Origin of the sequence: Nocardiopsis changdeensis, from assembly GCF_018316655.1 — a bacterium.
GTDB lineage: Bacteria > Actinomycetota > Actinomycetes > Streptosporangiales > Streptosporangiaceae > Nocardiopsis > Nocardiopsis changdeensis.
The window spans coordinates 7,099,901-7,114,300 of sequence record NZ_CP074133.1 but is presented as its reverse complement, the minus strand read 5'-3'; the positions used below and the strand labels follow the sequence as shown (position 1 = coordinate 7,114,300).

Sequence of the window (14,400 nt, the reverse complement as noted above, 5' to 3'; positions counted from 1 at the left end):
GGACGGACGGGCCGGGGTCAGTCCCGGGCCGCGGTGGTGCCGTCGGCCTTGGTGACCGCGTGGCCGCCGAACTGGTTGCGCAGCGCGGCGACGACCTTCATCGCCGGGCTGTCGTCCTGGCGGGAGGCGAAGCGGGCGAAGAGCGAGGCGGTGATGGCCGGGGCCGGGACCGCCAGGTCCACGGCGGCCTGGACCGTCCAGCGGCCCTCGCCGGAGTCCTGGGCGTAGCCGCGCAGGCCCGACAGGTCCGGGTCCTCCTCCAGCGCCCGCGACAGCAGGTCGAGCAGCCAGGAGCGCACCACGGTGCCCTCGCGCCAGCTCTCGAAGGTGCCCGGGACGTCGTCCACGATGCCGGAGGCGGCCATGAGCTCGAAGCCCTCGCCGAAGGCCTGCATCATGCCGTACTCGATGCCGTTGTGGACCATCTTGACGAAGTGGCCCGCCCCGACCGCGCCGGCGTGCACGAAGCCGCCGCCCTCGTCGGGGGTGAGGGAGTCGAAGACCGGCCGGGCCCGCTCGACGTCGGCGGCCTCGCCGCCGACCATGATCCCGTAGCCGTTCTGGCGGCCCCAGACTCCGCCGCTGACCCCGGCGTCGATGTAGCCGATGCCCTTCGCGGCGAGGCGGTCGGCGCGGGGGCGGTCGTCCACGTAGTGGGTGTTGCCGCCCTCGATGACGAGGTCGCCCTCCTCCAGGAGGTCGGCCAGCGCGGAGACGGTGGACTCGGTGGGCTCTCCGGCCGGGACCATCACCCAGACGACCCGGGGAGCGGCCAGCCGGGCCACCAGGGTCTTCAGGTCGTCGACGTCGCGCTCGGGGGAGGCGACGTCGAAGCCGACCACCTCGTGCCCCTTCTCGCGGAGCCGGGCGGCCATGTTGCCGCCCATCTTCCCCAGGCCGACCATTCCGAGCTGCATGCTCTCGCTCCCCCTTGTACGCCGTCTGCGGGCGGGTTCTTGTGACCGTGGATGGTGACCGCGGGACGGCCCGGCCGGGCGTGTCGGGGACGCCGCCGACCGGGCCGCAACGCCCGGATCAGTTCGGCTGTCGTACCGGCATGATCAGGTAGCGGTACTCGGGCTCGGCCCCCTCGGCGGCCGGCTTCCCGGTGAGGATCGACGGCCGGGTGGAGGTCGTGAAGTTCAGGCGGGCCACGTCGGTGCCGATGGCGCCGAGGCCGTCGAGCAGGTAGCCGGAGTTGAAGGCGATCTGGATGTCGTCGCCCTCGAGCTCGGCCTCCAGGACCTCGACCGCCTGGGCCTCCTCGCCGGTCCCGGCCTCCAGGACCAGCCGGCCCGGGGTGAAGGACAGGCGCAGCGGCGTGTTGCGCTCGGCGACCAGGGAGACGCGCTTGACGGCCTCGACGAACTCGGAGCGGGAGACCTCGGCGACGGAGTTGAAGGTGTCCGGCAGCAGGGCGCGGTACTTGGGGAACTCGCCGTCGAGCAGACGGGTGGTGGTACGGCGGCCGCCGCCCTCGAAACCGATCATGCCCTCGCCGGCGTCGCTGCCCGAGAGCGCGATGGAGACCTCGGCGCCGGAGGTGAGCGACTTGGCGGTGTCGTGCAGGGTCTTGGCCGGGACCAGGGCGACCGCGGACAGGCCCGGGTCCTCCGGCTTCCAGGTGAGCTCGCGCACCGCGAGGCGGTAGCGGTCGGTGGAGGCCAGGGTGATGGTCTCGCCCTCGATCTCGACGCGCACGCCGGTGAGCATCGGCAGGGTGTCGTCGCGCCCGGCGGCGACCGCCACCTGGCTGACCGCGGCGGCGAAGGCGTCGCTGCCGACGGTCCCGCTCACACCGGGCATCTCCGGGAGCGTGGGGTAGTCCTCCACCGGCATGGTGGTGAGCGTGAACTTGGCGCTGCCGCCGGTCACCACGACCTTCGAGCCGTCGGTGGAGATCTCCACAGGCTGTGCGGGGAGGTTGCGGGTGATCTCGGCCAGGAGCTTGCCGGTGACCAGGACCGTGCCCGGCTCCTCGACGTCGACGTCGACGACGGCCTGCGTGGAGACCTCGTAGTCGAAGCCGGACAGGCGCAGCTGCTGACGGCCGTCGAACTCGCCGGCCTCCAGCAGGACGCCGACGAGGACGGGGACCGAGGGGCGCGTCGGGAGTGTGCGCGCGGTCCAGGCGACCGCTTCGGCCAGTACGTCGCGTTCGACCCGGAACTTCACTTGCCGACTCACTTTCCGCCCCGGACGGGTCGCACCCGGCCGAAGGCCTCAACGTTGCAGCTGACGGATGTCTGTGGGGATCGGGCCGGCTCAACACTCATCGACAGGCTGTGGACGACGGGTGCGGGGCGGGCGCCGGGTGGGCGCTCCGACCTGCTGCGTCGCCGGATCCGTCGAGGCTGGCCGGGCCGCGGTCTCCTGCTAGGGGTCACCGCTCGGAGCCGGGCGGCGGAGGACAGGGGCGAGATCCCACGTTACCCGGATTCACCCGCTGCCGCTGACGCCTCGGCCGTCTCGGCGGTCACGGCGAGTTGTCCACAGATTTTCCGCGTTGCCGTTTCGAAGCCACCCTTGGGCTAATGAAGGTGCGCAGTAGTAGTAGGGCCTGTGGATACTGTGGATAACCCTCGTTTTACCAGGTCAGCACCGGAATTTTTATCCACAGGGCTTGTGGAGAACCCTGTGCACAACTTCGGGGTCCTGTGGATGAATCGGGTCGTCCCCAAGTTTTCCACAGTCCGTCCACAGGCCCGTCCACAGGTTTTCCTCAGGTTGTCCACAGCAGCCGGTGGTCCGGTGACCCGATGACCCCCATCCCTGTCCACAGGGCGACCCCGGGTTACCCACAGCCCCGGCGTAGTTGTCCACAGGTTATCCACAGGGTTGTCCACAGATTTGAGCCCCCTCCTGTGGATAACTCGGCCCGACTCGGCGAAAAATTTTTTTCGACCCCCTGCGCATTCCCGGCGAAGCCCGGCAAAAAGGCTGTGCACAGGGTTGTCCACAGGAAAGAGGCCATCGTTCGTTGGCGAGATCGGCCGTCCCCGCAGGTGTGGGCAGGGCAACAGCCCTCCTCCGGGCCGGGAAACCGGGACGACAACGCAGCTCCGGGCAGGGACGGGGACGTTCGGCCGCACACCTCGCCAGGCTCCCGAACCCGGGCGAGGATGGGCATAAGCCTGTGGATAACCGCCTGTGGAGAGCCGCGGCCTGTGGATAACTTCCTGTGGACAACGTTCCCGGCCCTGATCCGGGCGGGTTGTGCACAGGCGGGGCGGGTCTGTGGAGGAAGGGGTGCGCCCCGGCCTCCGAGGGGCGCGGGGAGGAGCGGCCCCCGGGCGAGTGGCCGGCGGGCGGGCGCGCCGGGGGCGGAACGGGGCGAGAAGGGGACGGGTGGACGGAGCGACACGTCGACACGTCGACCGGGCGGGGCCCACCCGGGGTCCGCGGCCCCCGCGCCCCCGCCCGCCCCGCCTTCCTCCCCCCTCCACGGCCCTGGGATCGGAGACCCGGGGCGGGGAGCGGCGAAGGGGAGAACGACGGAGGGGCGACATGTCGACGTGTCCCTGTGGACGTGTCGACATGCCGCCCCGGGGCGCGCGGCCGGGATCAGTTCAGCGAGGACTGGTCCTTGATCCGGCTCGTCAGCTCGTGCACCTGGTTGTAGATGGAGCGGCGCTCGGCCATCAGCGCCCGGACCTTGCGGTCGGCGTGCATGACCGTGGTGTGGTCGCGGCCGAACTGCTGGCCGATCTTGGGCAGCGACAGGTCCGTCAGCTCCCGGCACAGGTACATGGCGATCTGCCGGGCCGTCACCAGCACCCGGGAGCGGGAGGTCCCGCACAGGTCCTCCACCGTCAGCCCGAAGTACGCCGCCGTCTGGGACATGATGGCGCCCGCCGTCACCTCGGGGACGTCGGCGCCGGGCACCAGGTCGCGCAGCACCTGGCTGGTGAGGTCCAGGTCCACCGACTGCCGGTTCAGGCTGGCGAACGCGGTCACCCGGATCAGCGCGCCCTCCAGCTCCCGGATGTTGGTGGAGATCTTGCTGGCTATGAACTCCAGCACCTCCGGCGGGGCGGCCAGGCCCTCCTGCACCGCCTTCTTGCGCAGGATCGCGATGCGGGTCTCCAGCTCGGGCGGCTGGACGTCGGTGAGCAGGCCCCACTCGAACCGGCTGCGCATCCGGTCCTCCAGCGTGGTCAGCTGCTTGGGCGGCCGGTCGCTGGAGATGACGATCTGCTTGTCGGAGTTGTGGAGCGTGTTGAAGGTGTGGAAGAACTCCTCCTGCGTCTGCTCCTTGTTCTCCAGGAACTGGATGTCGTCCACCAGGAGCACGTCGATGTCCCGGTACCGGCGCCGGAAGCCGTCGGCCTTGCCGTCGCGGATCGAGTTGATGAACTCGTTGGTGAACTCCTCCGAGCTGACGTACCGCACCCGGGAGCCCTCGTAGAGCCGGTGCGTGTAGTGCCCGATGGCGTGCAGCAGGTGGGTCTTGCCCAGGCCGGAGCCGCCGTGGATGAACAGCGGGTTGTACGCCTTGGCCGGAGCCTCGGCGGCGGCCACCGACGCCGCGTGGGCGAACCGGTTGCTGGAGCCGATGACGAAGGTGTCGAAGGTGTATTTGGGGTTGAGGCGCGCGTGCTCGCCCGGCGGCACCTCGGGGGAGCGCCCGGGCGGGGCGGCCGGGGCGGGTTTCGCGGCCTCCGGTTTCGGAGCCGGTGCCGGGATGTCCTGCGGCTCGGGCGCGCCGGCGGCGTCGGCCTCGGGGGGCGGCGGCAGGTCGGGGGCAGGGGCGGGCTCCGGCTCCTCCGCGGCCGGGGCTGCGGGCGCCTGCGGCTCGGGCGTCTCCCAGCGGTTGGGGCGCTCCCAGCCCGGGTCCTCGGCGGGCCAGGCCGAGCGCCCCCAGGAGGAGTCCTCCGGGACGGGGGCGGAGTGGACGGGCTGCTCCCACAGCGGGGGAGTGGTGGTCTGCCGGGGCTGCTGCGGCTGCCGCCGGGGCGGAGCGGCCGCGGCGGCCCAGGGGGCCGGATCGCCGTACTGGAGCTCCTCCTGGGTGAAGGAGTCGCTCCGCGGGGGAGCGGTGTCGGCGGGGTGCCCGGGCGCGCCCGGGTGCGAGTAGGCGTCGGGGCCCGAGCCGAGCAGGTCGGCCTCGGGGGGCAGGGCGGCGTGCCGGCCGTAGGCGCGCTCGGGCGCGGTGGGGCGGTGGTGTCCGCCCCGCGGCTCCCGCGGGGGTTCGGGCACGGAGCCCTGGTCGAACAGCGCGGGGGCGCCGCCGTGCTGTGCCGGGGGCTCGGGGCGGGTGCCGGCCGCCCCGTCGGTGTCGCGCGGGGAAGGGGGGTAGGGGTGCGCCGCCGCGGGCGGGGGCGGCGGGGTGGGCACCGCGGTGGGGTCGACCGTCACCGCGACCCGGATGTCCCGTCCCAGGTGGGCGGAGAGCGCCTTGCTGATGGCCGGGTAGAGGCGGCTCTCCAGCACCTTCTTGGTGAACTCGTTGGGCGCCGCGATCAGCGCCGTGTCCTCGATCAGACCCAGGGGCCGGGTCTGGGGCAGCCAGGCGCGCTGGTGCGCGGGCAGGGAGTCGTTGTCGATCCCGTCCAGCACGCTGGACCAGACAGCTGCGAGGTTGACCTGTGCGTCAGCCAAGGCGACCTGCCATGTTGCTGTCCCTTCGGTACGGGTCTGTTCGTGCGGGTGGAGGAGGGGACGGGGGCGTACGCGGATGCCCCCGTCGGCTCGGGGGCGGCGCAGGGCGGCTCTCCATTGTCCTCCCCCCGTGGTACTGCCGGGGCAGGGTGGGCGGAATGTCCGGTGTGAAGGTCGGCACGGGCCTGTGGAAAACTTCGGGGCCCGCCGGTCGGCGGGGTGTCGGCCGCCTCCCGGTATCCACAGCCCGCGCCGGTTGTCCACAGGTTGTCCACAGGGTTATCCACAGGATGGCAGATCTGTGGGCTCCTCGCAGAGTTATCCACAATATGCAGGTCAGGCTGTGTGCAAGGCGATGCCGTGCAGGGCGCCGGGGTGGTGGCGCCGGTCGTGGGGAGAGTTATCCACAGGCTGAGGTTATCCACAGGGGTGGGGGGTTGTGGAAGTCTCACACGCCTGTGGACGACGATCTGTCCACAGGTCTCCCTGTCGACTTGTCCCCCGCCCCCCGGGCCCTCCGTGAAGAGGGCGAGAGCGAGGACACACCCCCCGCGACCCCGCCTGATTTGACCGCGCCCGGACCGGGTCGTATCTTCTTTATGCTTATGCCGACGATTCTGCCCACGCCTGTCCCGGTGACGGCGTGCACGCGGCCATGGCACTCTGCGGCCCCGCATATCCTGGGGGTCCTGTCGTAGTACTTTCCTGACACGCCCCTGGAGCCAGTAGTGAGCAAGCGTACGTTTCAGCCGAACAACCGGCGTCGCGCGAAGGTCCACGGCTTCCGGCTGCGCATGCGTACGCGCGCCGGTCGCGCCATCATCGCCTCGCGTCGCCGCAAGGGACGCGCCGCGCTGACCGTGAGCCACTAGGCCACGCACAGCCCCACGTTCTTCGGGACCGTCCGGCCTTGCGCCGGCCGGTCCCTTTGTCATGGGAGGCACCGATGTTGTCGCCGGAGAACCGGATGCGCCACAGCACCGAGTTCGGCTCCGCCATGCGCTCCGGACGCCGTTCGTCCCGCGACGACCTCGCCGTGGTCTACCTCCCACCGCCGAGGGCCGGGGGAACCACCGCCGGACCGGAGGCGTTGCCGGTAGGGGAACCCCCGCGCGTCGGATTCATCGTGAGCAAGGCGGTCGGCGGGGCCGTGGTGCGCAAGCGCGTCCAGCGACGGCTGCGGCACCTGATGCGGCCACGGCTGTCCGAACTGCCAAACGGTAGCCTGCTGGTAGTGCGTGCCAAACCCTCCGCTGCCACCGCGCGGTACGAGGACCTGGGCGCGCAGCTGGACGGCGCCATCGCCTCGGCGATGCGGCCCCGGCCCAAGGGGCCGGCGCGCCGTCGACGAGGACGCGGTGGCCCCTCGGCGCCGGAACCGGCGAAGAGCGACACGGAAGGCGGCCGCCCGGCCACAGAGGGCGGAGAACGGTGGACGGACCGATGACCCAGCACGAACCGACGGTGTTCGCGCGTGCGCTGATCCTCCCCATCCGGGGATACCAGCGCTTCATCAGCCCGCTCCTGCCGCCCGTCTGCCGCTTCTACCCTTCGTGCAGCGCGTACGCCGTCGAGGCCCTGCGCACGCACGGTGCCTTGTACGGGCTGTGGCTGGGCATCCGGCGCATCGCCCGCTGCCACCCCTTCACCAGGGGTGGCTACGACCCGGTCCCCCCACCGCGGGGACGGGTCCAGGAGTCCGAGGAGTCTGCGGGCGGCGCCGGGTCCACCGGCCACGCTCCCGGGGACCAGTAGCTGAACCGAAGCACATAGGAGTTGGCCGGTGCTGGACTGGCTTTACAACATCGTCGGCTGGATTCTGGTCCAGATCCACGCGGGTCTGGGCCTGATCGGCCTGAACCCCGACAGCGGGTGGGCGTGGGGCCTGTCCATCGTGCTGCTCACCATGCTGATGCGCCTGCTCATGGTGCCGCTGTTCGTCAAGCAGATGAACACGCAGCGCAAGATGCAGGAGATCCAGCCCAAGCTGCGCAAGCTCCAGGAGCGCTACAAGCACGACAAGGAGCGGCTCCAGCGGGAGTCGATGGAGCTGTACCGGGAGAGCGGCACCAACCCGCTCATGGGCTGTCTGCCCCTGCTGCTGCAGATGCCGGTCTTCTTCGCCCTGTTCAACGTGCTCCGCAGCGTGGCCGAGGGCAACGTCCGCTACAACTTCACCGAAGAGCTGGTGGAGAGCGCCCGCCAGGCCCTGGTCTTCGGGACCCCCATCGCCGCCCACTTCAACAGCTCCTCGGAGGAGCTGCTGGCCCTGGGGGCCACCAACGCCATCATGGCGAAGGTCGTCATCGCGATCTCCTGTGTCGTCATGGGCACCACGACGTTCCTCACCATGCGCCAGAGCATGAAGCGCAGCGTCGCGCAGATGCCCGACAACCCGATGATGCAGACCCAGAAGATCATGATGTACATGGCGCCCCTCTTCGGGCTCTTCGGCCTCATGATGCCCGTGGGCGTGCTGATCTACTGGGTCACCTCCAACGTGTGGACGATGGTGCAGCAGCACTTCCTGTACCGCAACCAGCCCGCGCCGGGCGAGGCCGTGGACGCCAAGGCCGCCAACACGAACGGCTCGGCCAAGGGGATGCTGGGGCGCAAGAAGAAGCAGCCCGAATCCGCGCCGCAGCCCGTGGAACAGCCTAAGATCGAACGCAAGCAGCCCAAGAAGCAGTCTCGCTCCAAGCGCACCGGTGGCGGGCCCCGCTAGCGAGCTGCGTACCGAACGCGGGAACAGGAGACGGGAACGCCGTGACAGCGAGCCAGGAAGGAAGCGGTGGAGTAGCGGTGGCTGAGGCGCCTATCGACATCGAGGCCCTGGAGAACGAGGGCGACATCGCCGCGGACTACATCGAGGGACTTCTCGACATCGCGGACTTCGACGGCGACATCGACATGGACGTCGAGGGCGACCGTGCGATGGTCTCCGTGGTCGGGGCCACCCTCGACGAGCTGATCGGCGAGGACGGCGAGGTCCTGGAGGCCCTCCAGGAGCTGACCCGGCTGGCGGTGCACCGGGCGACCGGTGAGCGCAGCCGTCTGATGCTGGACATCGGCGGGTACCGGGAGGGGCGCCGCAAGGAGCTCTTCCAGGTCGGCGCCGACGCCGCGCAGAAGGTCAAGGAGACCGGCGACGCGTACGAGCTGGAGCCGATGACCCCGTTCGAGCGCAAGGTCGTCCACGACGCGGTCGCGGCCGCGGGCCTGCGCAGCGAGTCCGAGGGCGAGGAGCCCAACCGCTACGTGGTGGTCCACCCGGTCCCGTAGACCGCGCAAGCCGAAGCAGGGGCGGTGTTTCACGTGAAACACCGCCCCTTTCGCATGCCCGCGTTTCACGTGAAACCACGAATCCCCTAACCCGCATGTCGACAAGTCCCCGCCCCCTCAGCTTGGGCCCCCTGCGGTGCCGGCGCTCGCCTAGCCCCTGGGACCGTACTTCCGGCTGTACACCCCCGCCCAGGGAAGCCCGCCGTGAGACACCCCTGAGTTCCTGCCGCAGGGCGCCGGCGGAGCCGGGGAGAGATGCTTCCCGAGGCCCCGGGCGGCAGTGGCCCGTGGGCCGCGGATCCTGTTCCCGCCCGCCCGGGGCGAGGGGTGGCCGCGGGCACCCGGTGCTCGTCGCCCCCGGGTCCGCAGTTCCGGCCGCGCACGCCCGCGGAGGCGCCCCCCGGGCCCGGTGCCTGTGGCCCGTAGACCACCGGCCCGGGGCTCCTGTCCGTCCGAGGATGCCCGCCACGGGGCGTCCGCGATCCGGGGGAGGGGCCTCCCGTGAGGGCGCGCGCACGCCCGCGCCGGGGAGCCCGCCGTGGGGCACCCCGCGGTTCCCACCCGGCCGCGGCTGCCCGCCGCAGGGCGTCCGCGATCCGGGGCGAGGGGAGGGGCGCTCCCGTGAGGGCGCGCGCATGTCCCCCCGACTCCAACGCGGTGGGCGGCGGGGTGTGCGTGCACGGGGTCCCGTCGCCGATGGTCGGAGAACCGTGCCCTCCGGCCTCAGGAGAGAAGGAGGGCGACCCCGCGTCCCGGATCCCAGGGGCGGGTGCTCCAGAGGAAGAAAGGGCCGCCTTCCGGCGGCGGGGCCACCTGCGGGTCGAGGTGTCGACAAGTCCCCTTGGGGATTCGGTGTTTCACGTGAAACACCGAATCCCCCGGCGGAGGCGCCCGCCGCCCACGCCCCCGGAGAGGCGTCATGTTTCACGTGAAACGGCGCCGCCGCGATGTTTCACGTGAAACTCCGGGGCGGTGGACGCGTAGGATCGGTGGGGGTCTTTCCCTCCGCTGTCTGCATCCGTCGGGTGCGGCTACGACCTCTTGCGGTCTCTTGCGGTCTCTTGGAAGTGGCGATGACGATGGACGATGAAAGATGGGCGGTGGTGACCGATGACCGCGGGCGCTGAGGAGTCCGGTGCCGTGTTGCCGGAACCCCCGGCCGGGGCGGCGGAGATCTTCGGCGACGCCCTGCCGAAGGCCCGCCGTTATGCCGAGCTGCTCGCCGACGACGGTGTGCGGCGCGGACTGATCGGCCCGCGCGAGGTGCCCCGCCTGTGGGAGCGGCACGTCATCAACTGCGCGGTGGTCGAGGAGCTCCTCCCCGAGGGGGCGGAGGTCGTGGACATCGGTTCCGGCGCGGGCCTGCCCGGACTGGTGCTGGCCCTGGTCCGTCCGGACATCCGCATGACCCTGCTGGAGCCGCTGCTGCGCCGGACGGTCTTCCTGAACGAGGCCGTGGAGATCCTGGACCTGCCCAACGTCGAGGTGCGGCGGGGGAGGGCGGAGGAGGCGCACGGCGAACTCCTCACCGACTTCGTCACCGCGCGGGCGGTCGCCCCGCTGCCGCGGCTGGCCGACTGGTCGCTGCCGCTGCTGCGCAAGGGCGGCAGCCTGCTGGCGCTCAAGGGCGAGCAGGCGGAGGCCGAGCTGGCCGCCGCCGAACAAGACGTTTCAAAACTGCGGCCCAGTGTTAGCGATGTGATCCGGGTGGGCCGGGGTAAAGTCGATCCCGCTACCACGGTCGTTCGCGTCACGGTGACATCCGACGGTGGTTCGCCCCCGTCGAAGACGCGGGGCGGCAAGAAGAAGCGCGGACGGAAGAGGTGAACTCATTCGTGCCCCACAATGACCCCGATGTTTCACGTGAAACATCCCTCTACGGCGACCTGCTCGATGTTTCACGTGAAACGTCGGACACCCACACGACCCCTCTCGCCCGTGCCGCCCAGGCCGCCATGGCCACGCGGGGCCAGGAGGAGATCTGGCCCCGCCCGGCGTCCTGTCGGGTGATCAGCGTCGCCAACCAGAAGGGCGGCGTCGGCAAGACCACCACGACGGTCAACATCGCCGCGGCCCTGGCGATGCACGGGCAGCGCGTCCTGGTCGTCGACCTCGACCCGCAGGGCAACGCCTCCACCGCCCTGAGCATGGAGCGCGACAACCAGACCCGCTCGATCTACCACTGCCTGGTCGAGGACGAGGAGATCCGCAAGCTGGCCCAGCCGGTCCCGGACATCCCCGGCCTGCTGTGCGCCCCGGCCACCATCGACCTCGCGGGCGCGGAGATCGAGCTCGTCTCCCTGGTGGCCCGCGAGGCGCGCCTCAAGCGCGCGTTCGCGGCGTACGACACCTCGGACCTCGACTACATCCTCATCGACTGCCCGCCCTCGCTCGGCCTGCTCACGGTCAACGCGATGGTGGCCTGCGACGAGGTCATGATCCCCATCCAGTGCGAGTACTACGCCCTGGAGGGCCTGGGCCAGCTGCTCCGGAACGTGGACCTGGTGAAGTCGCACCTCAACCCCGGCCTGGCGGTCAGCACCATCCTGCTGACGATGTACGACGGCCGTACCCGCCTCTCCCAGCAGGTGGCCGACGAGGTGCGCTCGCACTTCCAGGACACCGTCCTGGACACCGTCATCCCGCGGAGCGTCCGCGTCTCCGAGGCGCCGAGCTATGGCCAGTCGGTGATGACGTACGACCCGTCCTCGAGCGGTGCCGTCGCCTACCTGGACGCGGCCCGGGAGATCGCCCACCGGGCGAAGCGCTAGCCGCGAACGTGGACCCGGCCCCCGCCGGGCGTGAACCGAGAAGTGTGGAGGGAAGTACCGGTGAGTCAGCGACCGCGCGGACTGGGCAAGGGATTGGGGGCGCTCATCCCGTCGGGGCCGCCGGCGGCTCCCACGGTGTCCGAGAGCGTTCCCGAATCGGTGAACGGCGGGTCCGCCCCCGTGGTGCCGGTGGCCATTCCGGACGGCACGTACCTGAAGGAGATCGCGCTCACCGACATCCGGCCCAACCCCAAGCAGCCGCGCAAGCACTTCGACGACGAGGCGCTGGAGGAGCTGCGCGACTCCATCGTCGAGGTGGGCGTGCTGCAGCCGGTGGTGGTGCGCGAGCTGCCGCCGGGGGAGTCCCACCCCTACGAGCTGATCATGGGGGAGCGCCGCTTCCGGGCCAGCGGGCTGGCGGAGCGGAAGGTCATCCCGGCCCTGGTCCGCAAGACCAAGGACGAGGAGCTGCTGCGCGAGGCGCTGCTGGAGAACCTCCAGCGGCAGCAGCTGAACCCCCTGGAGGAGGCGGCGGCCTACCGGCAGATGCTGGAGGACTTCGACACCACCCAGGAGGAGCTGGCCCAGCGGGTGGGCAAGTCGCGGGCGCACGTCACCAACACGCTGCGGCTGCTCCAACTTCCCGCGACGCTCCACGCCAAGGTGGCCTCCGGGGTGATCAGCGCCGGGCACGCCCGCGCGCTGCTGGGCCTGGAGGGGCCGGAGGAGATGGAGCGCTTCGCCGAGCGCGTCGTCCAGGAGGGCCTTTCGGTCCGCTCCCTGGAGGAGATCGTCGCGCTGCGGAAGAACGGCCACGACGTCGAGAAGGCGGCGAAGGCCCGCCGCGCCTCGCTCAAGGCGGTCACCCCGCCGCACGTCGAGGAGTGGGCGACCGCGCTGGCCGACCGGCTGGACACCACGGTCAAGGTGGACGTGGGCAAGCGCAAGGGCAAGATCGTGGTGGAGTTCGCATCGGTCGAGGACCTGGAGCGCATCATCGCGCAGATGGGCGGGTCCCGCGCCTAGGGCGTGTCCGGCGGGCCGTCCCGGGTCGCGGCACCCGGCGCGAGCGCCGGGCCGCACGAAGGCGACCACCGGACGCGCCCCGGTTTCTCCGTGCGGGACGCCGTGCTCCGGCGCTCCCGCGGACCGGATGTTTCACGTGGAACATCGCGGGTCGCCCAGGTGCTCCTGGGCGGCCCGGCGGGGGAGGGGCCACAGCGGACTCCCCTGAGGCGGCGGAAGGCCCCCAGAGGTGATCTGGGGGCCTTCCGTGCTCGCTGCCGTCGGCGGCCGTGAGTCCGGGTTACAGGAACTCGGCCAGCTGCTCCTCCAGCTTGCGCTTGGGGAGCGCGCCGCGGATCTCCTTGACGACCTCGCCGCCCTTGAACACCTTGAAGGTCGGCAGGGCCAGCACGTCGTAGGCCCGCGGGGTCTCGGGGTTCTGGTCGGTGTTGATCTTGGCGACCGTGATCTTCTCGCCGTGCTCCGCGGCGAACTTGTCCAGGACCGGGGCCATCTGCTTGCAGGGGCCGCACCAGTCGGCCCAGAAGTCCACCAGGACGGGCTGCTCGCTCTTGAGGACCTCGGCCTCGAAGGTGTCGTCGGTGACGTTCTTGACGGCGGACATGGTTCTCCTTGTTCGGACGGGTACTGCGGGCCGACCGTCTCGGGCGGTCGGCCCCGGTTGGCCGCCGGCCGCGGCTAGTTGCCGCGCTCGGCGAGGAAGCGCTCGGCGTCCAGGGCGGCGGAGCAGCCGGTTCCGGCTGCGGTGATGGCCTGGCGGTAGCTGTGGTCGACGACGTCGCCCGCGGCGAACACGCCCTCCAGGTTGGTCCGGGTCGAGGGGGAGTCCACCTGGACGTAGCCCTCCTCGTCGAGGTCGACCTGGCCGCGGAACAGGTCGACCCGCGGGTCGTGGCCGATGGCGACGAACACGCCGGTGACGTCGAGGGTGCTCTCCTCGCCGGTCTTGTTGTTGCGGACCTTGAGGCCGCTCACCCGGTCCTCGCCCAGGACCTCGACCACCTCGGTGTCCCACACGAACGAGATCTTCTCGTTGGCGAAGGCGCGCTCGGCCATGATGCGGCTGGCGCGCAGCTCGTCCCTGCGGTGGACCACGGTGACGGACTTGGCGAAGCGGGTGAGGAAGAGGGCCTCCTCCATGGCGGTGTCGCCGCCGCCGATGACCGCGATGTCCTGGTCGCGGAAGAAGAAGCCGTCGCAGGTGGCGCACCAGGAGGTGCCGCGGCCGGACAGCTCCTTCTCGCCCGGGACGCCGAGCTCGCGGTAGCCGGAGCCGGTGGCGAGGATGACCGTGTGCGCCAGGAAGGTCTCGCCGCCGGCGGTGACCTCCTTGACGGGCTTGGCCAGGTCCACGGAGGTGACGTCCTCGGGCACCAGCTCGGCGCCGAACCGCTCGGCCTGCTTGCGCAGGTTGTCCATCAGGTCCGGGCCCATGATGCCGTCGGGGAAGCCGGGGAAGTTCTCGACGTCGGTGGTGTTCATGAGGGCGCCGCCGGCGGTGATGGAGCCCTCGAACACCAGGGGCTTCAGCTCGGCGCGGGCCGCGTAGACGGCGGCGGTGTACCCCGCCGGTCCGGAACCGATGATGATGACATTGCGGACGTCACTCACGCTCGTAGGCCCTTCACACGATCAGATGCCCCCGCCACGGGATGGTGACCTCGGGGGAGAGTCGGTATAGCACAACCGATGGTAGGCGCACCTGATTCCCAAGGGGACA

General features: G+C 70.9%; 13 protein-coding genes. 8 read left to right on the top strand and 5 right to left on the bottom strand.

Annotated elements, in window-relative coordinates; translation table 11 throughout:
- Positions 1-17 precede the first annotated feature (17 nt).
- From gnd to dnaA, 3 genes are all read right to left on the bottom strand, one after another.
- Positions 18-917 (bottom strand): phosphogluconate dehydrogenase (NAD(+)-dependent, decarboxylating), encoded by a 900-nt coding sequence (gene gnd, locus KGD84_RS31945; RefSeq protein ID WP_220564000.1) that lies wholly within the window; start codon positions 915-917, stop codon positions 18-20.
- Between the two features lie 118 nt (positions 918-1,035).
- Positions 1,036-2,175, bottom strand: a complete 1,140-nt coding sequence (gene dnaN, locus KGD84_RS31940; protein ID WP_220563999.1) for a DNA polymerase III subunit beta — start codon at positions 2,173-2,175, stop codon at positions 1,036-1,038.
- A 1,389-nt stretch (positions 2,176-3,564) separates the two neighbouring features.
- The gene (gene dnaA, locus KGD84_RS31935; RefSeq protein WP_220563998.1) at positions 3,565-5,601 is read right to left on the bottom strand and encodes a chromosomal replication initiator protein DnaA; all 2,037 of its coding nucleotides are present in this window, start codon (positions 5,599-5,601) and stop codon (positions 3,565-3,567) included.
- 728 nt (positions 5,602-6,329) lie between these two features.
- Between dnaA and rpmH the strand changes: the two genes are divergently transcribed.
- From rpmH to KGD84_RS31895, 8 genes are all read left to right on the top strand, one after another.
- A complete protein-coding gene (rpmH, locus tag KGD84_RS31930) occupies positions 6,330-6,473 on the top strand; it encodes a 50S ribosomal protein L34 (protein WP_014909187.1) in 144 nt (47 codons plus the stop codon).
- 74 nt (positions 6,474-6,547) lie between these two features.
- On the top strand, positions 6,548-7,048 hold the full coding sequence (rnpA, locus tag KGD84_RS31925; protein ID WP_220563997.1) for a ribonuclease P protein component: 501 nt from the start codon (positions 6,548-6,550) through the stop codon (positions 7,046-7,048).
- Positions 7,045-7,356 (top strand): membrane protein insertion efficiency factor YidD, encoded by a 312-nt coding sequence (yidD, locus tag KGD84_RS31920; protein WP_220563996.1) that lies wholly within the window; start codon positions 7,045-7,047, stop codon positions 7,354-7,356. The genes rnpA and yidD overlap by 4 nt, the downstream gene beginning before the upstream one ends.
- Positions 7,357-7,384: 28 nt before the next feature.
- A complete protein-coding gene (gene yidC, locus KGD84_RS31915; protein ID WP_220563995.1) occupies positions 7,385-8,326 on the top strand; it encodes a membrane protein insertase YidC in 942 nt (313 codons plus the stop codon).
- 77 nt (positions 8,327-8,403) lie between these two features.
- Positions 8,404-8,883: a Jag family protein gene (locus tag KGD84_RS31910; protein WP_220563994.1), complete on the top strand. Its 480-nt coding sequence runs from the start codon at positions 8,404-8,406 to the stop codon at positions 8,881-8,883.
- Between the two features lie 1,110 nt (positions 8,884-9,993).
- A complete protein-coding gene (gene rsmG, locus KGD84_RS31905; protein WP_220563993.1) occupies positions 9,994-10,710 on the top strand; it encodes a 16S rRNA (guanine(527)-N(7))-methyltransferase RsmG in 717 nt (238 codons plus the stop codon).
- Positions 10,711-10,838: 128 nt separating this feature from the next.
- Positions 10,839-11,654 (top strand): ParA family protein, encoded by an 816-nt coding sequence (locus KGD84_RS31900; protein WP_220563992.1) that lies wholly within the window; start codon positions 10,839-10,841, stop codon positions 11,652-11,654.
- 60 nt (positions 11,655-11,714) lie between these two features.
- Entirely contained in the window at positions 11,715-12,680 is a 966-nt protein-coding gene (locus KGD84_RS31895; protein ID WP_220563991.1) for a ParB/RepB/Spo0J family partition protein, read from the top strand.
- Positions 12,681-12,960: 280 nt separating this feature from the next.
- Here KGD84_RS31895 and trxA read toward each other — a convergent pair whose 3' ends face one another.
- Both trxA and trxB read right to left on the bottom strand, forming a co-directional pair.
- Entirely contained in the window at positions 12,961-13,284 is a 324-nt protein-coding gene (gene trxA, locus KGD84_RS31890; protein WP_220563990.1) for a thioredoxin, read from the bottom strand.
- A gap of 74 nt (positions 13,285-13,358) precedes the next feature.
- Complete coding sequence (gene trxB, locus KGD84_RS31885) at positions 13,359-14,291, bottom strand: thioredoxin-disulfide reductase (protein ID WP_220563989.1); 933 nt, start codon at positions 14,289-14,291, stop codon at positions 13,359-13,361.
- Positions 14,292-14,400 lie beyond the last annotated feature (109 nt).

Coding starts and splice junctions, on each gene's coding strand:
- gnd (WP_220564000.1), bottom strand. CDS start 917: ATGCAGCTCGGAATGGTCGGCCTGGGGAAGATGGGCGGCAACATGGCC.
- rnpA (WP_220563997.1), top strand. CDS start 6,548: ATGTTGTCGCCGGAGAACCGGATGCGCCACAGCACCGAGTTCGGCTCC.
- yidD (WP_220563996.1), top strand. CDS start 7,045: ATGACCCAGCACGAACCGACGGTGTTCGCGCGTGCGCTGATCCTCCCC.
- rsmG (WP_220563993.1), top strand. CDS start 9,994: ATGACCGCGGGCGCTGAGGAGTCCGGTGCCGTGTTGCCGGAACCCCCG.
- KGD84_RS31900 (WP_220563992.1), top strand. CDS start 10,839: ATGGCCACGCGGGGCCAGGAGGAGATCTGGCCCCGCCCGGCGTCCTGT.
- trxA (WP_220563990.1), bottom strand. CDS start 13,284: ATGTCCGCCGTCAAGAACGTCACCGACGACACCTTCGAGGCCGAGGTC.